The sequence below is a fragment of the Paraburkholderia sp. EG286B genome (assembly GCF_040965655.1).
Classification (GTDB): domain Bacteria; phylum Pseudomonadota; class Gammaproteobacteria; order Burkholderiales; family Burkholderiaceae; genus Paraburkholderia.
The window spans coordinates 23,985-44,672 of record NZ_JBFRCF010000023.1 but is presented as its reverse complement, the minus strand read 5'-3'; the positions used below and the strand labels follow the sequence as shown (position 1 = coordinate 44,672).

13 protein-coding genes are annotated in these 20,688 nt (G+C 58.8%); 5 read left to right on the top strand and 8 right to left on the bottom strand.

Going from position 1 to position 20,688, the window contains the following annotated elements; genetic code table 11:
- The first annotated feature begins 142 nt into the window (after nt 1-142).
- The gene (locus AB4Y42_RS35115) at nt 143-370 is read left to right on the top strand and encodes a hypothetical protein (protein WP_368696741.1); all 228 of its coding nucleotides are present in this window, start codon (nt 143-145) and stop codon (nt 368-370) included.
- A gap of 542 nt (nt 371-912) precedes the next feature.
- On the opposite strand, the gene AB4Y42_RS35110 is transcribed toward AB4Y42_RS35115, so the two are convergent.
- From AB4Y42_RS35110 to AB4Y42_RS35085, 6 genes are all read right to left on the bottom strand, one after another.
- Entirely contained in the window at nt 913-2,169 is a 1,257-nt protein-coding gene (locus AB4Y42_RS35110) for a multidrug effflux MFS transporter (RefSeq protein ID WP_368696740.1), read from the bottom strand.
- 47 nt (nt 2,170-2,216) lie between these two features.
- A complete protein-coding gene (locus AB4Y42_RS35105; RefSeq protein WP_368696772.1) occupies nt 2,217-9,236 on the bottom strand; it encodes an amino acid adenylation domain-containing protein in 7,020 nt (2,339 codons plus the stop codon).
- 1,213 nt (nt 9,237-10,449) lie between these two features.
- Nucleotides 10,450-10,752: a DUF3761 domain-containing protein gene (locus tag AB4Y42_RS35100; RefSeq protein ID WP_368691577.1), complete on the bottom strand. Its 303-nt coding sequence runs from the start codon at nt 10,750-10,752 to the stop codon at nt 10,450-10,452.
- 173 nt (nt 10,753-10,925) lie between these two features.
- A complete protein-coding gene (locus tag AB4Y42_RS35095; protein WP_368691578.1) occupies nt 10,926-11,066 on the bottom strand; it encodes a hypothetical protein in 141 nt (46 codons plus the stop codon).
- 508 nt (nt 11,067-11,574) lie between these two features.
- Nucleotides 11,575-11,997 carry a hypothetical protein gene (locus tag AB4Y42_RS35090; protein WP_368696771.1) on the bottom strand — a complete coding sequence of 141 codons (423 nt, stop codon included), beginning with the start codon at nt 11,995-11,997 and terminating at the stop codon, nt 11,575-11,577.
- Between the two features lie 706 nt (nt 11,998-12,703).
- The gene (locus AB4Y42_RS35085; protein WP_368696739.1) at nt 12,704-14,434 is read right to left on the bottom strand and encodes a methyl-accepting chemotaxis protein; all 1,731 of its coding nucleotides are present in this window, start codon (nt 14,432-14,434) and stop codon (nt 12,704-12,706) included.
- A gap of 414 nt (nt 14,435-14,848) precedes the next feature.
- Between AB4Y42_RS35085 and AB4Y42_RS35080 the strand changes: the two genes are divergently transcribed.
- From AB4Y42_RS35080 to AB4Y42_RS35065, 4 genes are all read left to right on the top strand, one after another.
- Nucleotides 14,849-15,469, top strand: coding sequence for a hypothetical protein (locus AB4Y42_RS35080; protein WP_368696738.1), 621 nt, complete (start codon nt 14,849-14,851; stop codon nt 15,467-15,469).
- Between the two features lie 751 nt (nt 15,470-16,220).
- A complete protein-coding gene (locus tag AB4Y42_RS35075) occupies nt 16,221-16,784 on the top strand; it encodes a hypothetical protein (protein ID WP_368696737.1) in 564 nt (187 codons plus the stop codon).
- Between the two features lie 408 nt (nt 16,785-17,192).
- A complete protein-coding gene (locus tag AB4Y42_RS35070) occupies nt 17,193-17,867 on the top strand; it encodes a hypothetical protein (protein WP_368696736.1) in 675 nt (224 codons plus the stop codon).
- A gap of 476 nt (nt 17,868-18,343) precedes the next feature.
- Nucleotides 18,344-19,126: a hypothetical protein gene (locus tag AB4Y42_RS35065; RefSeq protein ID WP_368696735.1), complete on the top strand. Its 783-nt coding sequence runs from the start codon at nt 18,344-18,346 to the stop codon at nt 19,124-19,126.
- Here the strand turns inward: AB4Y42_RS35065 and AB4Y42_RS35060 are convergent.
- A complete protein-coding gene (locus AB4Y42_RS35060; protein ID WP_368696734.1) occupies nt 19,120-19,494 on the bottom strand; it encodes a hypothetical protein in 375 nt (124 codons plus the stop codon). The genes AB4Y42_RS35065 and AB4Y42_RS35060 overlap by 7 nt on opposite strands.
- On the bottom strand, nt 19,491-20,051 hold the full coding sequence (locus tag AB4Y42_RS35055; RefSeq protein ID WP_368696733.1) for a hypothetical protein: 561 nt from the start codon (nt 20,049-20,051) through the stop codon (nt 19,491-19,493). The genes AB4Y42_RS35060 and AB4Y42_RS35055 overlap by 4 nt, the downstream gene beginning before the upstream one ends.
- Nucleotides 20,052-20,688: the final 637 nt, after the last annotated feature.

Sequence of the window (20,688 nt, the reverse complement as noted above, 5' to 3'; positions counted from 1 at the left end):
AAGAATAGCGCAGCGTTCGACGCACGCTTTACTTAAACGACTGCGAACGGCTTCATAGCGGATGTATTTCTCTCCGGCCCGTCCAGTGCGGCGCACGGTGCAGTGGAAGTGTTGTCGTTCTGACAAAACAAAGGAAAGAATCATGAAGAAGGCAAGCTGTATGGCGATAGCTCTGGCTCTGAGCCTCGGCGCTGGTCAGGCCGTTGCAGCAGGGTGTCTTAAAGGGGCCGCAGTCGGTGCTGTAGCCGGGCATGTGGCTGGCCATCACGCAGTTGCCGGCGCAATTGTAGGTTGCGCAGTTGGGCACCATATGGCGAAAGAAAAGGCAAAGAGGGCGGCTGAGGAGCGCGCAGCCGCGCAGGCGCAGTAGACGCCAGATAGGAAAGACGACGCCGAAGCGCGGATCCAGACATTGTCGGCGATGTGATCGCGATGTAGTCCAATCGCCAGTGGGGAGACCGGGGGGCTAGTGAATGATACAACGCCGGGCCATTGCACCCCGTTGATAGGGTGACTGCGAGGCGGGCATCCTACTTATCGAGAACCTGACGGAACCCGAACGGACGGCGCTGCCAAGGAAGCTATATCAAGCTTTCCTGGTCGAGCGCGCGATAGGTGGGACGCCTGGCGTGGCGGCGATACCCGGAGCAGTGAAGAAACGCACGGCGGCGACACAAGGAACTGGCGATGACATGCTATGCGCGTGAGTGTGAGGGGCGGCGGGAAGTGTTTAGCTTCGACGGTGTATAAAGAATTCGCATAGGTCAGTTATGCGGCGCGGCAAAAGCAACGTTCGCAGATGCCATCCAGCTACGGATAGGTCACGGCGTATCAGAAGCCAAATCAGTTGCCTGAGGGGCCGAGTCGAAGCGTTGGCTCGATCTATTGACGAATACAAGAACGTGTTCTCTTCTATTCTGTAGCCGCCGCGCCCGGGTGCTGGTCGTCGTTGCCCGTGCGCTTTTCCTGGTAGCCCTTGGATGCCGACTGCCTTGCGCAAAGAAACAGACCCAATATGGGAAGCACGATATAACTCGCGCCCAGCAGCGTAATCACGTCGCTCGACACGGACGACACGAGGCTATTCACACCAAACGCCAGGCCCATCTGCGAGCAGCAATAAATGGCGCCTGCGGCGCCGCGATGGGCCGTAAAGCGGCTCATGCAAATGGCCGACGCGCAAAGCACGATAAACGAGTAGCTGAACGACACGCCTGCGACGCTCAGCAGAAAGCCGCGCGCGGACAAGCCACCCAGCGTCGAAAGCGTCAGCAACGCAACGCCGCAGAAGATGGCGATGAAAAGCCCGGCGATCATTGTCGAGAGCATGCCGAATCTGCCGATCCACCGGGGCAATAGCAGACGGCTGACGACCAGGCCGCTGCCGACCAGCGCGCTCACCCAACCGTAATGCGTGGCGGAATAGCCGAACTGCTGCTGCAGCACGAATGGGCTCGAGCTCGTGTACATGACAAAGCAGGTCATGCCGACACCGGCCACAATGGTCGACGAAACGAACGTCGCATCCGACAACACTACGCGGTAGGCCGCGAAGACATCGCGTGCCGTGATCGAGCGATTCTTGTGCGCGTTCGTTTCACGGCAGCGCAGATAAACCGCGAACATCGCGCAGAGCAGCAACGCCATGACGACAAAGTTGGCGCGCCACCCGAACCACGTTTGCACGAAGCTGCCCACCAGCGGGCCGAGCACGAACGAAAGACCCGTGAACAAGGTGATGTACGAGCTGGCAATCGCGTAACGATCGCCTTGCACGATATCGGCCAGCACGATGCGCGACAGGGCGAGGCACACGCCGCTGCCCAGCCCCTGAACGAAGCGCGCGAGCAAAAAGCCCGTGATCTTCGCGGCGAACACGGCCCAGAGATTACCCATGATCGCCACCGCCAGGCCGATCAGAATGACGGGCTTGCGGCCATGTTTGTCGCTCATCGGTCCGTACATAAGCGCTCCCACGCCCGTCCCGAAGAGAAAGACGGAGATCGACGCCTGCACATATTGCTGCGAGGCGTGCATGACGTTCATGATTTCCGGCAGCGACGAAAGATGAATGTCCGTGCCGAGCAGACCAATGAGCAGCAACGCCGTGACCACCACGACGACCTTCATTTCATCGCGGCTAAAGCGCACTTTTTTCGATGGGGACACAGACCGTCCTTGCAATGTTTCGGGCTCGAGCGAGGTGGGCTGGGGCATCAGACGAGGCACGCCTGCTCGTGCCTTTGCAGATGACGCGCGATGATCTGCGCGCTTTCGCGGCTCATGATGCTGTGGTGATCGCCGGGCACGTGCACGACGTCCAGCGCTTCAGCGAGCGCGCCCCAGCCGAGATCGGGTTCGCCGAACTGCCGCGCGAAACCTTCCTCGCCACAGCACAGCAGCACGCGTCCGCTATAGGGCGCCGGACGATACGTGCGAAGCGCTTCGTCATTCGCGTCGATCACCGAAAGCACCTGCCTGATCTGCCGCTCGCCTGTGCCGGCCGGCAGCAAGCCTTGTTGCGTTGCCGCTTCGAGCACATGACGCCAGTGCACGTCAACGGGGACATCGCGCAAGCTTTCCCAATCGAATGACAGCTTCGGCATGAGAATGCCGAGCATCACAGCGTCGTCGCTGAGCCATTGCCGGGCCGCCATCTTGCCGTAGGTGCCGTTGCGGTACAGCGGCTGCACGCTGGTGTTTTGCGCGCGCGAGTCCAGCAGGGCCAGCAGCGCCACGCTTTCGCCGCGTCGCTCAAGCTGCTGCGCCATCTCGTACGCAATGCATCCGCCCATCGAATGCCCGACCAGCCGGTATGGGCCCTCGGGCTGCACCGATTTCATCAGGTCGATGTAATCCGAAGCCATCGCTTCGATGCTGCGCAGCGGGGTCGATTCGCCTTGCAGGCCACCCGCCTGGATGCCGTACACGGGCTGGTCGCCGCCCAGGCTGCGCGTGAGTTCGACGTAGTTGGTCGTGTGCCCGCCGTACGGGTGAATGCAGATGAGCGGCGGCAACGCGCCCGTGGTGCGCATGCCCACCATTTGCTGGCTGCGCGGGTCGCGCATCGTTTGCAACGAGGCGGCGAGCGCTTGCACCGTGGGGCTTTCGAGCAACGCAGCCGCCGGCAGTTGATGGCCGATCAACTGCTCAACCTGCAAAATGACGCTCAGCGCGGAGAGCGACGTGCCGCCGAGTTCGAAGAAGTTGTCGGTCGCGGCAACCGACGGCATGCCCAGCACCTCCGCGAAGATGCGGGTCAGCTGCGACTCCACGGTGTCGTGCGAAGAAGCCACCGTCGACGCATCGTGCGATGCGGCTGCGTCCGGTTCGAGCGCGGATTGGCGAGGCTGCAAAGCCACAGCGCGTGCCGGGCTCGTGTTTCGTGCCTGCGGCCAGAAACGTTGACGCTCGAACGGATAGCCCGGCAACGCGGCACGCCGCCGCTTGGCGCCTTCCTGCAGCTTATCCCAGCACGGCGCGACGCCAGCCACCCACAAGCGCCCGATGCTCAGCGCCAGCGCGCCGCAATCGGACCATCCCGGCGCGCCGGAGAGCGTGGCCGTTGCGACTCGCGCATTCGCACTGTCCGCATGCCGCCGGACGATCGACGTGAACGCGTGGCCCGGACCCACTTCGACGAAGAGTCCGTCCGGCGACTGAAGCAACGTGTCGAGGCCTTCGGCGAACCGCACCGTCTGGCGCATATGGCGCACCCAATGTGCCGGGTCGATCGCCTGCTCGTTGGTGACCCACGTTCCGGTCACGTTGGTGATGTACGGAATGTGCGGAGCACGCAACTCGACCTGTCTGACGAGCGCCATGAATGACTCGAGCGCCGGATCGAGCATCGCGGAATGAAACGCGTGCGACGTTGCCACGCGCTTGCAGCGCAAGCCGGCGTCGTCGAGGCGCACCTGCACGGCGTCGATCTGTTCGGCCGGACCCGCGAGCACGCAAGAGCGCGCCGCGTTGACCACGGCGAGATCCACGCCGTTCGCGACGTAGGGCGCCAGTTCCTGCGCCGACGCTTCGACTGCGAGCATCGAACCGGCGGGCAAGGCCTGGATTAGCTGGCCGCGCATGACGACGAGCTTCAGCGCATCGGGCAGCGACATGACGCCGGCCACGCACGCGGCCACGTATTCGCCGAGACTGTGCCCCATCATCGCGTTCGGGCGCACGCCCCAATGTTCCAGTTGCCGCACGAGCGCGTATTCGACCACGAAGAGCGCGGGTTGCGTGATGGACGTCTGCATGAGCCGCTCGCGCGCGGCATCGGTCGCGCCGGACACATCGGCTGGCGGATACAGGACCGTACGGATGTCGAGGTCCATGAGCGGCTGCAACAGCTGGGCACAGTGATCGACACAATCGCGGAACACGGCTTCGGACGCGTAGAGATCGCGGCCCATGTTGACCTGCTGCAGACCTTGTCCGGGGAACAGGTAGGTGACGCGCGCGGACGGCGCGGGCACGCCCGTGCCGCTGCGCGCGGCGGGCAGTGCAGTGAGCGCTTCGAGCGCGGCGGAGGCACTGTCGCACACGACGACGCGCCGGTGCGGGAAGTGCGTGCGGCCCAGTTGAAGCGTGTAGGCGATATCGCCCAGATCGGCGGCAGGATTGTCCCGCAGGTGGCTGGCCAGATTGTCCGTCATCGCCTGCAACGCACGCTCCGATTTCGCTGACAACGCCAGCACGTGAAACGCCGCGTCGCCTTTGCGCTCGCGCGCGGCCTGCGACGGCGCTTCCTGCAGAATCACGTGCGCATTCGTGCCGCCGATGCCGAACGAACTCACGGCGGCGCGCCGCGGCGTGGCGGTGCGCGGCCAGTCGGTCAGCGTGTCGTTCACCCAGAACGGGCTCTTTTCGAGTTCGAGCTTCGGATTGGCCGACTCGAAATGCAGCGTCGCCGGAATCTTGCCGTGATGCACGGATAGCGCGGCCTTGATGAGACCGGTGACGCCCGCCGCCGCGTCGAGGTGGCCGACATTCGACTTCAACGAACCGAGCGCGCAGAACTGCCGCGCGTCCGTATGGCGGCGCCATGCGCGCGTGAGCGCATGCACTTCGATCGGGTCGCCCAGCGGCGTCGCGGTGCCGTGCGCCTCGACGAAGCCGATGCTTGCCGGATCAACGCCCGCGCGCGCAAGCGCATGCTCGATGACGTCGGCCTGGCCGTCGGCAGCCGGGGCGGTAAAGCCCATCTTCGCGTTGCCGTCGTTGTTGATCGCGGAGCCCTTGATGACCGCCCACACATTGTCGCCGTCGGCGAGCGCGGCGGACAGGCGCTTGAGCACGACGATCGCGCCGCCGCTGCCCCGCACCGTGCCTTGCGCGCGGCTGTCGAACGGACGACAGCGGCCATCGGCAGAAAGAATGTGCCCTTCCTGATGCAGGTAACCGGTGCCGTGCGGCATTTCGAGCGACACGCCGCCTGCCAGCGCGATATCGCATTCGTCGAGCAGCAATTGCTGGCAGGCCACGTGAACGGCGACGAGCGAGGTCGAGCATGCCGTCTGCACGGTCAGCGCCGGGCCTCGCAGGTTGAGTTTGTACGCGAGCCGCGTGGAGAGAAAGTCTTTCTCGTTCAGGATGGTGGTCTGGAACAGCTCGGCAGCGCTCTCCGGATGCGCGTCGAGATAATGAAGCAGATACCCCGAGCGGCCCGTGCCGCCGACCACGCCGATCCTGCCGGTGTAGCCCACGTTCGCGTAGCCCGCGTGTTCCAGGGCCTGCCAGCCCGTTTCGAGGAAGAGGCGCTGCTGCGGATCCATCAGGAGCGCTTCGCGCGGCGGGTAACCGAAAAACGCGGCGTCGAATCGGTCCACGTCTTCCAGCACGCCCTTGCGCTTCACGTAGCGCGGGTCGGCGAGCAGGGCGGGATCGACGCCGGCCGCGAGCAGTTCGCTATCGCCAAGTGCCCTGACCGATTCGACACCGGCCACGAGATTGCGCCGCAATTCCCCGACGCTGCCCGCACCGGGGAAGCGGCCCGCCATGCCGATGATGGCGATGTCGGTGTCCGCATGATCGACGCCATGCGGCCCGCGCGCCGCTTTTGGCGTGACGTCTTGCGCAGGGTTGGACGGCGCTGGAGCGGCTGCCGGCATGGACGCGCCGCGCAGGTGATCTGCCAGCGACCGGATGTTCGGAAAGCGGAACAGGTCCATCGTCGGCACGTGTTGCCCAAGCGTCTGTTCGAGTTCGATCTCGACGCGAACGAGATCGAGCGAATGACCGCCCACTTCGAAGAAATTGTCGTCAATCCCCACGGCGTCCAGCTTCAACACCGCTTTCCACACGTCGGCAATCTGCTGCTCGAGCGTGTCGCGCGGGGCGAGCACGCTTTGCGGGGTCACGCGCTCGGCGTCGGGCAATGCCGAGCGATCGATTTTGCCGTTTGGGGTGAGAGGCCATGCGTCGAGCAGCATGATCGCCGAGGGCAGCATGAAGTCGGGCAGCTTGCCTTGCGCATGGGCGCGAATGTCGGCAGTGGTGACGGCGCCCGCTTCGTGAGCAATGGCGTAAGCGAGCAGCGACGGCGCGCCGCCGTTCGTCGCCCGCGCGACCACCAGCGCTTCGCGCACGCCGGCGCATCCCGCGATCACCGACTCCACTTCGCCCAGCTCGATGCGAAAGCCGCGAATCTTCACCTGATGGTCGAGGCGCCCGAGGTATTCGAGGCTCCCGTCGGGCAGAAAGCGGGCGAGGTCGCCCGTTTTATACATGCGCGCGTGCGGGCCTTCGAACGGATTGGCGATGAATCGCTCGACCGTGAGGTCGGGGCGGTTCAGGTAACCGCGCGCAAGGCCGGAGCCCGCAATATGGATCTCGCCCGCAATGCCCACCGGCACCTGCTGCAATTGGGCGTCGAGCACATACACGCGCGTGTTCGCGATCGGCCGCCCGAGCGACACGCGTACGGCGTCCGGCTGCAGGGGCGCAATGGTCGCGCACACCGTCGCTTCGGTCGGTCCGTACGCATTGAGAAAGCGCCGCCCATGCGCCCAGCGCTTGACGATGTCGAGGCTGCATGCCTCGCCGGCAGCGGCAACAGTGCGCAGTGTCGGCACATCTTCGGGCTGCAGCAAAGCGAGAACGGAAGGCGGCAGCGTGATCACCGTTACAGCGTGGCGCGCAATGGTGTCGATCAGCGCCGAGCCCGGCATCATGTCCGCTTTCGACGCGAGGCACAGCGCTGCGCCGGCGCACAAGGTGCTGAAAATTTCCGCGACCGACGAGTCGAAACTCGCCGACGCGAACTGCAGGAGGCGGCTGTTCGGCCCGATTTCGAACAACGCGGCCATGGTATGGACCATGTTGGACAGGCCGTAGTGCTCCAGCATCACACCCTTCGGGCGTCCGGTGGAACCCGAGGTGTAGATGACGTACGCGAGATCGTTCGGCTTCGAGGCGAGCTCCAGGTTCTGCACGGACTCGCCTGCAATGGCTGTGGCTTCCGTATCGACGCACACGCGCCGTACCTTCGCGGACGACACCTCCGCGCCGGCGCCCTGGCCCGTGAGCAGCAAGCTCAGCTCCGAATCGTCCTGCATGTAGGCAAGACGCTCCTGCGGGTAGCTCGGGTCCAGCGGCAAATACGCGCCGCCTGCCTTCAGCACCGCGAGAATCGCGACCACCAGCGCGGGGCAGCGTTCCATGCTCACGCCAACCAGCTCGCCCGGTTTCAGGCCAAGGCGGCGCAGATGATGCGCAAGCTGATTGGCGCGCGCGTTGAGTTCGGCATACGACACCGTCTGCGTGTCGTGCAGCAGCGCCGCGGCCTGCGGCCGGCGTTGCGCCCAGTCTTCGACGAGCCGGTGCGCGGGCGTCTGCGGAAAACGGCTTTCGGTTGCATTCCAGGCGGCGTAAGCGGCGCGCTCGCGCGCGCTCAGCATCGACAAATGCCTAAGCTCAGTGTGCGGCGCTTCGACGGCGCTCGCGATCAAGGTCTGGAATTGATCGACCAGATGGCGAATGCTCGGCGCGTCCCATAGGGCCGTGTTGTACCAGCACACCGCGCGCAGGCAGCCGTCCACCTCTTCGACCACGAAGTCGAGATCGAACTTCACGCCATGCTGCTCGAGCGGATAAGACGCGAGCGGCAGGCCGGCCAGATCGAGTTGCGCGCCACCCGACCCCATTCGTGCTGCCGCCACTCCGCGCATATGGTCGAGATGGGCTTTCTGGTACGTAAAGGACACCTGAAAAATGGGGCTGCGGCTCGCATCGCGCGCCACGCCCAGTTGCTCCACGAGCAACGGGAACGGATAGTCCTGGTGTTCCTTCGCGCCGACCAGCACCTCCCGCACGTGCTGCAGAAACGCATTGAACGTGTTTTCGCCGTCCACGCGCGCGCGCAGCGCGCAGGGGCTCGCGAAGTAGCCGACCGTGCGCGCATAGCCTTGCGGCGGCCGCCCGAAGCGCGGCGAGCCGACGACGATATCGTCTTGCCCGGTATAGCGGTAGAGCAGCACGTAAAACGCGGCGAGCAGCACCGTGTAGAACGTGACGTCCTGCTCGCGCGCGAGGACGCGGATCTGCTGCGTGAGCGTTTTGCCCAGCTCGAACGAATGACCCGCGCCAACGTGAGTCTGAACGCGCGGACGCGGCCGGTCGGTCGGCAGGTCGAGCACGGGAAGCTGGCTCAACTGCTTTTTCCAGTAGGCCGCGTGCGATTCACCCACGGAGGACGCGAGCAGGTTTTGCTGCCACGCGACGTAGTCGACGTAAGAGAGCCCGGTGGACGGCAAGTCCGCCGCCTTGCCTTGAACGCGCGCCCGGTACAGCAGCCCCAGCTCTTCCATCATCACGATCAGCGACCACGTGTCGGCGGCAATGTGGTGGCAGTTCAGAAACAGTACGTGCGTGTCGGCAGCGCGTGAAAAAAGGCGTGCGCGAAAAACCGGGCTGTTTTTCAGGTCGAAACCGGTGTCGGCCTCTTGGGTCAGGCGCGCATGCAAGGCGGCAGCGTCCCATTGCGACGCATCGTCGTGCTGGAAATCCGGCTGACCGTGCGCATGGATCAACTGGACAGGTTCGCCTTCGGGTGCCGCGTACGTCGTACGCAAGACCGGATGCCGCTCGACCAGATCCTGCAATGCACCGCGAAATGCGTCCAGGTCGAGCGCAGCGTGAATGGTCCATGCCATGGGCAGGCCGTACTCCGCACCATTCGGATTCAGGCTCCACAGAAACCACATGGCGCGTTGTCCGCGCGAGAGTTTCGCCATTGCGGGGGAGGGCGAAGACGGGGCGGCATGGTCTGGGGAAGTGACGGCTTGGTTCGTGTAGCGGTTCTGCGGTTGCATGCGGTAGTTGTTACTTGTCTGGTCTTATATTGAGTCGTTTCACGTCCACGGCGAGGATCGGAGCGGCTGGCCGAAGAAATGTTGCCGGACGCGGCTGCGGAATCCGCGTCAGCGATCGACAGGACAAAACCGGCGGACGATTTATACCGAACGGAAACGCATATTTGATGACGGCCGACGTTGCACGATCGAACCATCGGTTCACGCAAAGGGTCGACGCGATGAATGTCGTGCCCATCCCAACGGGTCGTCGTTCGGCCCGAATGAAAAACTTCTGATGGCGAACTCTAACGATGGCTTTCGCCCGGCTTTCTACGTGATTCGCTCAATCGGACGAAATGATGCTCGGTGTGCAGAAGGGAAAATGGCTCGGTTCGATTGCGCCTGCCGCTGGTTAACGACAGCTATCGCCAAACCTGAATGTCTATTGCGGGCGCTTGCTGCCAGCGGTCCGCGGATTCGGTCAAGCGACCTCGGTTAAGGCATTTATGAAGGTATTTGGTAAGCTAAAGGGTGAGGTAATCAGCGAACGCTTAAATTCGCCAAGCAAATCCAAGCATCGCGCTCGAATGCTAGGCGCTCCATTTTCAAGAATCACTGGTCGACCACCGGACACGCGTCAGGTACTGCAACGTCCGCATCGGCGCGATCAATTAACCTGTCAGTTGACCAGGTTCGCGACGGACATGCGATAGATCTGACCGGCGCCGCGGCAATCGCGCATTCGAATCGCGTGCTGGAGTGGTAGCACTTCCCGGACTTCCCGCGAGTTCGCGCGAGGGCAGAGCATCGCCAACCAGGACGCCATTCCTTCGCCAAGGATCAGGCCGCTGGCTCCCTGCAGGCGATGACCATCGATCGCTCGTTCGTCTTCGCGCCGAGTAGACCACTTCGGCTCGCGCCCACCGCATCCGCGTCTTCGTCGCTTCGGTCGATCACGTCGAAACCAGCCGTCTTGCAGATCTCCCCAGCTGCCTCGAAGCACGTGTCCCAGCCGCGGGCGAAGCCGCTGCAGTTCAGCGTGTAGGCAGGTCGCCCATTTGGGGAAAACTTTCGTGAACCGTGGCGCATGCACCAAGCGTCAGCATTGCGACGCCCGTCAGCCCTCGTTACATTGTCCGCTCCCGGCTTTTCGTTATTCCCACTCGGCGACACCGTGATGACGCGAACACGTGCCCGAGTGGTGCTGGCTGAAACTGTATGTCCCGTCGCCACATCTTGCCGTGGCACCGACCGGCACGGCGCCGTTTCGGGAGCGCGCAGGCGAATGCACGACATGCCCTTCGTGGTTCACGTAGTGGCCGTGCTCCTGTAGTTGGGACTCGTCGGGCGACGATGGCTGGTAGGCATGGGCGATGCCTGCGAGCGCCAGCAGTGCAACGAGACTGCCGCATCGAGCTGTGATCAGCACGCGCACGGCGGCACGATTGCGACTCATGCGGATCCCTGTCGTCCTCGTTCTAATTCTGGGCGCCCGTCGCAGCGGACCATCGTCGGCATACGACGCACAGGGGGCAGTGGCCATTTCAATGTCCATCATTGGTAGTTGCGGGGGGTATTAAAAACCCGTCATGGAGACGGGTGTAAGTGGGCAAAGCGTCGGTTGCATCGCTACTTCTTCTTGGGCGGGGGTGCCGGTTGCTTCTTTGCCTGGCTCAAATCCGAACCCGCGACCGACTTCTGGTTGGGTGTGCTCTTCTTGTTCGAAAGCTGCTTGCTAGCGAGCTTGGCGTCTTTCTTTCCCGTAGCCATAAACACCTCTCAACTGGTTGTGATTGTACTGCTGAGCTAATGCAGGAATAATTTAGCCAAATGTGCGAATAGCGTTTACCCGTGCCTGCCGGGTAAATTGCACCTGGAACGTCGGGCGGTTGCAGTTTGAAGCGCTCAATCGCGCCTCCGTAGGCTCAATCGATGGGCGAAACAATAGTGAGATCGCCCACAAGATCAAGAACATCCTCGAACTGCTTCCGTGGGCAGAGGGCGGAATCGTTGCGGCCGGACGGCGGCAGACATCCACGGCAGCTAACGGGGCCATCCGGTCGCACACTTCGATTTCTCGTGGATCGCAAGTTCGGCCTTTGCTGACGTTCAGCTGTCGCCCTTCGTAAGGCAGCTTCAGGTCGGTCTGAAGCCATTCATATCTGCGCGACCACGAAAGTCCGCTCTCGCTGACGTCGAACGGATCATCACGACCCTAAGCGGTCCCTCGCATTTCTCAAAACCGGTCATTGGGACGGCGTGTGGCGGGAGAGTCGCGCTATCCCTTCTGCCAGATAACGTAGGCGTTAGTACCCATGGCGTCGACATTGGGCATTTCGCCGACCCCCACATGCTGAAAGAAGCCCAAACAATGACTCCATGACGATGTGTCGGGATCGGGTTCAATCCAGCACGAATATCCCAACTGCTTCCAATCTATCGACCTGTCGTCATTGCAGCGCCAAAGGACCTCTTGGGCGATTGCCTCGCACCAAATCAAAGCATCTTCTGCTGAGTCCGCCGCGATGAAAACTCCGGTCGTCGATTCATAGTCTTCGATCACTCCGCGCTCGAATAGCTGTCGGGGTTCTGGCTCGTGGTATTGAAAAATGACGAGGTATTCGTGTGCCATGTCGAAGAAGATTTGTCTAACGACATCAAGTCGTGGCCGGTCGTTGCAGATTGCGGAAGAACCCGGCACAGACGTCAATCGGCCGCTCCTGGCTGTTCGCGGCTAGTTGGTGATGTTGTCGCGTATCGAAGCTGGGTCTTTCGGCTCCCAGTACCCACCGCTACCGTGATACGTTTCCGCGCGCAACGAAAAAGCTTCATTGCAATGCCGGCAGCGAAAATGGTACTCGACGTAGTCGTCCCATGCGGCACCCGCCGCGAGTTTGTCAAATGAGACGGAGACGCAAGGGCTGTCGGGAATCACTTCTACGAGCGTTTTATCCGCGATGTTCTCCGCTGCGATCTGTATCGCTTTGCGTAGCTCGCGAGGATGCTCGATCGCATACCGAACGCAAAGATCCTCGCATCGGGCGCATGCCACAGAAGACTCCTCCAAGGTTTTTCTGCCCTCAACAGGGATGGCCGGACAGATGCCGGTAGAGGCGACGAACCTAATTGTCGACGATTCATGTGTCGATGTCGAACGGCCGCTTGTGGCCGACCAGAGCCTCACGCCAAACGCGACGAATAGCTTCGTAACGAATCTTATGCAAGCGGCATAACCCGACCCGTTGCTACCGGTCAAGTCGTCGAAGGTGCGACGGCTGCTCTCAGAGTCCAACCGTCATTCGCTCGCTATCGTCTGGCCTTAGCTTGTCGGCCATTGCGGTCATCCACGGGTCATGCGGCTCGAACTCGGCGAACGGCCGGCACCGTGCTTCGAGCCTTCCCGCTCGTCAGACCGTCTGCCAGTCAGGCTCTGCTGGCACGTCGCACGACCTCGTGGCTGCGGATTGTTTCGAGGGACGCTGTGCGTGACGCGTTGGCAACAGCGTCACCGGCTTCTTCGCCGCATCCAGGACCCGCTCTCGACCCGCTGTCGCGACGAACGATGTGCCGACTGACCGGTCCTCACCAACCTTGAATACGGCCACGGCTTCACGCAACGCCTGCGCCTGTTGGGCCATCGACTGTGCCGCGGCCGAGGCTTCCTCGACCAGGGCGGCATTCTGCTGGGTCACTTCATCCATCTGCGTGACGGCCTGATTGACTTGCTCGATGCCGGTGCTCTGTTCTTCGGACGCCGCCGCAATCTCGCTCATGATGTCACTTACGCGCTTGACCGACTGAACGATTTCGCTGATCGTACTGCCTGCTTCCTCAACGAGCTGCGAGCCGGTGTCGACCCGAGTGACCGACTCGCCGATCAGTTCCTTGATTTCCTTGGCTGCCGTCGCGCTGCGCTGGGCTAGTGTGCGGACCTCGCCGGCGACGACGGCAAATCCGCGTCCCTGTTCACCGGCTCGGGCTGCCTCGACCGCGGCATTGAGGGCAAGGATGTTGGTCTGAAACGCGATCCCTTCGATCACGCTAATGATTTCGGCGACCTTGGCCGAACTTTCCGTGATCCTGTGCATCGTGTCGACCACGCGCCCGACGACTTCTCCTCCGCGCTGCGCGTATCCCGACGCCGTACTGGCCAACACGGTTGCCTGCTTCGCATTATCGGCGTTTTGACGCACCGTGCTCGTCAGTTCTTCCATGCTCGAGGCAGTTTCCTCGAGCGAAGCGGCTTGCTCTTCGGTGCGCTGCGACAAATCAGTGTTGCCCTGAGCGATTTCGCCCGCCGCCACCGAGATCGACTCGCTGGAAGTCTTGATGCCCTGCACGATACGAGTCAACTGGTCTTTCATGGCGCCTAGCGAGAACATCAAGCTCGAACGGTCTCCGGACTTCAGCTGCAACGCGACACGCAGATTACCCGCTGCGATGTCGCTGGCCAGCGCAGCTGCATCGCGAGGCTCGCCGCCAAGCTGTTTCGCAATGCCACGGGCGATGATCAGCGCCACGCCCAGCGCAACCGCAGTAGCCGAGACGATCAGGGCGATCACCAGCACGATTGCGTGCGAATAGGCCTGACCGGCTGCCTCGCCTTCCTTGGCCGCCCCAGCCTCGTTGACGGCCACGATCGTCCCGATATCCTTTTCCATCGCGTCACGAAGCGCGCCCGATTGTCCCTGCATCAGCGCCATCGCTTCTGCCTGGTTGTTCGCTCGTCCGAACACACGGATCTGCTGATCGACTTCGAGATACTTCGACATGAGCGTCTGGATATCGGCATACGCCGTCTTCTCTTCCGCCTCAGTAATGAGCTTCTCGTACTCGGCCGATGCGCGCCGGTAGTCTGCAAGGCCGGCGTCGATCCGGGCTTCCGCTTCCTGGCTTGCGGACTGCGTCTGGGCACCGGACGCGCGGTATTCGGCGAGGCTAATCGCACGCAATCCCGCTTGCATCTGCAAGCTGCTGCGCACGCTGGGCAACCAATTATCGCGGAATTGGGCAACGTGATCGTTTTCACTGCTGACTTCGAATACGCTGAACGCGCCCAGTCCCACCAACAAAACGATGACCAACGAGAATCCCAGGATCAGCTGCGTGACCACCTTCAGGTTTTTGAGAGATTGCACGGTTGACGCCTCGCGTTGAGAAGAAATCGGCGGCCAAAGTTCGACTGGCCCGGAGGAAGCAAATTGAATCAGCTAACCTTCGTATCGGCAGCGAACCGCCAGCCTTAAGGAAATTGCGGGATTTCCCCTAAATGCATACGTTAGATGAATCTTTTCAGCTTCGGGAATTCAGGCTACCCTTGCAGCCACCCCTCGGTCTCAGGCGAAAGGCACAACGGTGAGCTGCTGAAGGACGTCACTGATAGCCTGTAACGAAGAGACATTCGAAACCAGGTACGTTCGAAACCCTTGTGCTGGCCAGAATTCCCAAGGACTATGAGACCTTTCAAAGCTCAACTTTACGAAATCTGTGACGAGGTTTCTTCTCAGTTTACTGGATGGAGCTTTGTGTCCGGACAGTTCAAGAATAGGACTTTGAAGCACACGGATTTAGTTATACACCCAGGGTTTGGCTTTGAGCGCGGAACAACTCCTGTGCAACCAAGCGTGTGCATCGACAACAAGCGTGCGCAAAAGTTGTGCAAATACGTCTTTGGGGCCAGCGCGTCTACCTCGATTGTTAGTCTCCAGAGCGTTTCACATCTGCTCCAACACACACCAGAAGAACTGCGCTTAGGATTTTGGATTGTGCAGGATCGCAAGGAATATTTATCGGTTGGTCAGCCAAGCCAGATCGTTCAAGGCAGGACATTGGATATTTCTGGGGCACGCTCCGCATTAATTTCGATGATGCAAGATGGAATTGCGTTCATTGACAACCACTACGAACTTGGTACTGAGGATAGCTTTTTGAAGGGCTTGCCAGCGAAGTACACCACGCGCCACGTCAATTCGCCTTACGATCAGATGGAAAAATTCAAGGGGGTGGTGGTTTGTATCGCTCACATCCTGTACGGGGATTTTGATTTTGTTGAGCGTTATCGAAGCGACGATTTCAAAACGCTGTTTCCCAAGCGCACGGACGATCTCGACAAGATCATTGCAAAGTTGCCAGAATTCAAGAAGCGTTTCGCCGAGACTGGCGCAGTCATTTAGGGCGCTGTGAGCTCCTGCCAGCCTGCTGGAAGAATGTCCGTTATCGGGATTGCTCATTGTCTCTTCAGGGTCGACATGCCCGTTGCATCAAGCATGCGTACGAAACGACCGTCGCACGCGACCGTCGAGGAATAAGAGCGCGAACGGCTCGCGCCGAAGGGAAACGATGAAAGAACATTGGCAGTTTCCGGTAGCAGCCTCTGCTTTACTGCATAGCCCAGAATTTGTGGTCCTTCAACGCCGCGAGTGCGCATTGAGCCTATTGCTCGAAGGGGACGACGGAGCCGTCCAAGGAAATTGTGCTTCAGTTCTCCGGGGTGGAATCGTACAAGTGCACGTTTCTGACCTCATGCACAGCGGCCATGTTCAAACTAGCTTATGGAAGGCTCGTCTCTCTCGACAGTACGTGGCTGAACGAGGTCCGAAGCACTGGAAAGAAAGACAAAGTGACTGTCGATGCATTACAACATTTGATGATCACCTTTGATGATGGTCCGTGCTACGAGATCATCTGCTGCACTTGGAGCATAAGGCAGTGAGTGCCCTTGAGAGTGGCATCGAGCACCCTGCACGTCAGTCTCGGCCTGCTGCGTCCGGCGCTGGTCGGCCAGTTTCGGCCACTCGACGGCAGGTCCCAGACCGCGGACAATCCGACTTCTGCCACAGAGCGAACGATTTTCCGCTGAACCTCTCGTTACCGAACAGAAACTAACTCGTAGGTTCATATCGATTTCCGATGGATATGTGATTCATGAAACGCATCTTTTTTTATGCAACGAAGATCGATATCCTGGCAGTCGCGAACGCGGTGGAGGAGAAGACTCCACTGCAATACATACTTGCCCATCATCAGCTCCATCCGGCATACGGTCCGACGGCCGCCGAATATCCAAGCGCATCGCAATTGCCACGTCTTGGCATTGCAACCGCCAAACAAACCGGATCGTGTGAGCAATACATTGTTGCACCGCGCACTAGCGCGATTACCCCTGTGACAAGGCTCATTGGCGGAAATCCCGAGACCTGTTTTGAGTTAGGAAATTGTCCCGATTGCGTAGAGTTCAATGGTGGTGGCTTTTGGGAAGGGCGAGTGCTCATCAACGGACTAATTCAGACGTGGTCGGACAGCAAAGACGCGCAGCGTCTCATGCGTCTTTTCAAGTCAACTATCCAAAAGACCTTCAAACAGAAAATCGGCTCATACTGGATTGGGCCGGAAGCTTTCAAATTCTTGCAAGATGGAGGACGCCTCACTCTGAACGTCGAAGCGGAACCATGTTTCGACATTCAGGTTCCTGATCGACCTATCATCTGAGTTCTGACTGCGCCGGTCACAATCAGATTTTCGAATGTCCGCTACTGAGAGGCGCGACCGTCCGGAACGGGTCGATTATGCCTGTTGCATGAGACGTGGGGCGGTGAGAGTGACGTGCCCGGTCATGGGACGCAGTGCGGCCATGAGGAGTCGTCCATTTCAAGCCTAAACCTCGCACTCCAGCGTCGACTCGCAGTTCGATACCGGCCGTTCGCGATCTGTGAATACCCCGATGTTTCATCGGGCCCTCGACATTTTGCTTCTGCCAGTTGGCACGTGGATATTCCACGACGAATTGTTGGCTACGCCACATAAGAGGCCCTCTGGTCTGCGACAGTACGTGCTACGATTTAACGACCATCGCCTTTTCTGCATGTCCTGGCTTCAATCTCCATGAATGGAGCTAAGATGAACATCGTTCGTCGGCGTCTATTGGTGAGTTCTGCCCTAGCGCTAGCTTGTCCATTTTGTCTACGGGCGGAAGATGACAATGGCTGCCTTTATAGCTTAACAACCGAGGACGCTGGCAGTGTTGGATGTAGCTCGGATCCACTCAAGATAGCACAACGTTCCGAAACTGCAGCGTTCTATAGTGCATTCAAGCTCTCGTCCAATATCAGCTTTATCGGATGCAACAAGACTGCGTTTAAGACCGTTGTTGGTGAAAGCTCCGGGGCGCTGTTCAAAATCTTTTATCCGGGTGACGCCACTGCGTATTCGGCGGCAGACTACGCTGCGCCTATCGGGCATGAACTAGCGCATGTCTTTCAGGTAAAAAATTCAGGCAGCCTGAAAAACCTCCAAAAACGATCGTCATTGTGTATCGAACTAGGCGCGGATTTTCTCTGCGGGCTTGTCTACAAGAACTACCTCCATGGAAATGCCTCAGATTTTGAAGATAATATGAGCCTCATTGGCCGCTACAGAGAATTATCGAACTCCGCACACGGAAACCCAGACCAACGTGCGCAGGCATTTCGAAGAGGATATTTTCTTCGATTCGAAGATTTCAACAATAACATAACAGCGGCGAACAATTATTTCTTGTCCGATATTTTTGGACAGATTCAATTAAATGGCTAACAATGAAATTGTCTAACTGCTTGATTGTCATGACACTCGTAGCGTCTACCGCTCCGACATTTGCTGAAGGGATCGACTATGCTCTTTTCCGACAGTGTTCGGATCTCCGCGATTTGTACGAAGTCGCTCGCAACATATCGACGGACCAGTGCGTGGAGCCTCAGATACCACTTGGAAAGGAAATATATAGGCGTCTAGCAGAAAGGACCGGTTCAACGTCTAACGTTTGTTTTCTACAACAACCACCTGTCCGTATGTTGAGCGATTTCACTTGTTACGCGGTCCGCACATCAAGTGGAAGACAGGTTGACTGTTTCAGGAACGCGGACCTCGGTGCAATTCGGAATTATGAGGAGGATTACCCTCACGTATATGCGAGGCCCGTAAGGAATTATCTCTCACAAATGGCAAGTTGTCCGGTTACCAACCATGATGCGGACAAAGCAGTTCCATCCTTGCTTCCATGGAATTTAGCCTTGATCTCCCGGCTGGAAGTGGGTTTTGTGATTGGCCTTGGAAACACAAATCCGCCTAGTAGTGTTGCTATCCATGGGTTCGCATCCGTCGATCCGTCGATTTCTAGCAGAGATACAGATGCCATCGAATTTGTATCAGTCTCCACAGACGTTGCAGCGCCCGAAAAATCGATGGGTGTAGGCGATAAAGTTGGAAACTGGAATCTGGAAATTAATCACTTCGTGGATATTCCTCCAACACGAGTGGCAGCAAACGGTCAGCAAACCTTTATGACCATGAAATCAATCGATTTCAAGATTGGACGTTCACCAGATGCCACGCTCAGTTCCGACAAAAAAGCGGCTTATTTTCTTGCGTTGAAAAATGCCGCATTTAGCCCACTTTCAGGTGCAGGCTTTAGGCCTGCCGATCAAGTATCACCGGAGATAACAAATAATCTTGATACGATGAAGGCGCAGTTTATCAAGAAAATACAAAATATATCCATATATGGATTTGCACAATTCGAGGCGCCACAAGAAATAAATATTGAGATTTTTCTGACACGACAACCAGCTTGCACTTCTAACAATGGCCTAATGTACGCATTCACTGTATCTGAGCAAGGGCAACCAGGCGTTAGCACCGATTTTGGATCGGCAACTGTTTTTATTGCAGGCGCCGGATCCTGCGCTACCGATAACGATGCCTTGACACTAATGAACGAAACGATCAGTAAAAGCGAGCGTCGATTGCGTACGAAAATGAGTAGTCTTGGCCAAGAAGATGCCGACAACTATTGATTTGGTTGACTTGGTAGAATTTCCACAAGCTCAAAAATTCCGCTATTAAATTTTATCTTATAGCGATGCCCTGACCTAACCTCCAACGAAGTCACACTTCCGTCTGTATTAATAAAAACGGTTGATTTCCCGGTGTTATCGTCAACGGGAAAATCACCATTTCTTGAAGGTCCGAGCTCAAAATTCCTTATTTCGTCCCCGGCCGCTATAGAGAATTTGACTATCTGATTAGTAAAATTGACAATCTCTATCTGATCGAGGGATTCAGCATTCAACGTCCCGTCAGAAGCATCTTGGCCTTGCGCGGAAGCGTGAAGGAGAAGTAGCGCTCCAAACACGAACGACGCGACGCGATGACTCTGCTTCATTGTCGTTCACCTTCTTGCCCTTCGCGCCGACCCAGCAGATATCCAGCGATTGTTCCAAACAGGCCAACGGCAGGCGCGACAGTTTGCGCACTAAACCCTGCAGTGATCGAAAAAATAACTCCAATTACGATTAGAATTAGAATTAAAGCTTTGCTCGCCTCGGCAGCCGAAGCGTTGGCCTTTTTAAGCAAAAACGACTGCAGCAAAAGAGCGATCAGACCAAAAATCAGTACGAAAATAGACAGGAAAAATTCGCGGTTCGTCAAAAGTGAAACCGGGCCGGAGAGGTTGCTCGCACCAGCTCCGGGATGATTCATCGGAATGACGGCTGACGCGCCTTCGGCGTTAACGGTCGTAGGAAAGATGATCGAACCGCCAATCACAAGAGATAGAAGCACTGCGCTCGTCAACTTCGTTCGTGCTTGCATTTTTTCCTCAAATTGCGTCATCCGCGCTTGGCACGTCATGAAGACATGTTCAACGACTATTTTCGAGCAACGACGTGATTGACTAAGGTTAGCGCTAATTTCTCTCATTTTGCAGAGATGGATGCACATTTAAACTCTTTAAGAGCCCTCTATGTTCGGCAGCTAACATATGGGCGACAGGTTGGCGTAAGTCACCACGAAGCGGGTCCGAGCCGCCGGCAAGCAAACGAACGAAAACACGGCTCGTCGCCGCGAGTTGCCCGCACCATCGGCGGGTAGTGTCAGTTGGACCGCCTACACCGGTCGTTGACTTGTTGATCTGACCAACGACTGCTGTGGGTCGAAAGTACGCATCCGACCGCAGTGATAGCTGACGTTCGTGGTCACGCAGTTGTGGATGGCTGAAGAGCGGCCAGAAGCAGCCCTACGAATGTCGACAACTGAGCGTCGGCAAAGGCCGATATGCGCGCGCATTTAATGGTGAGCGGCTCTCCGAGAGTTCGAGCGACCGCCGGACGACACAGGTGATCGCCAGCAATTGGGCCGGTTCGCGCCTTACCGGACAAAACGGCGACGCACGCGATCTCTTATCCGCGTTTATCCTCCCGATGGAGTGCAGAAAATGCTTCACACAGGCGCTGTTTGTCGCGTGGGTGGAGTTTGCGCAGGTTTTCGATCTTCCAGCGGATCGCGGCATGTCCTGCAAATGGTCTAGGGCATCAGCGCCCGGTCCGGATCAAGGCACACAAGGGAGAGCAGAAATTCG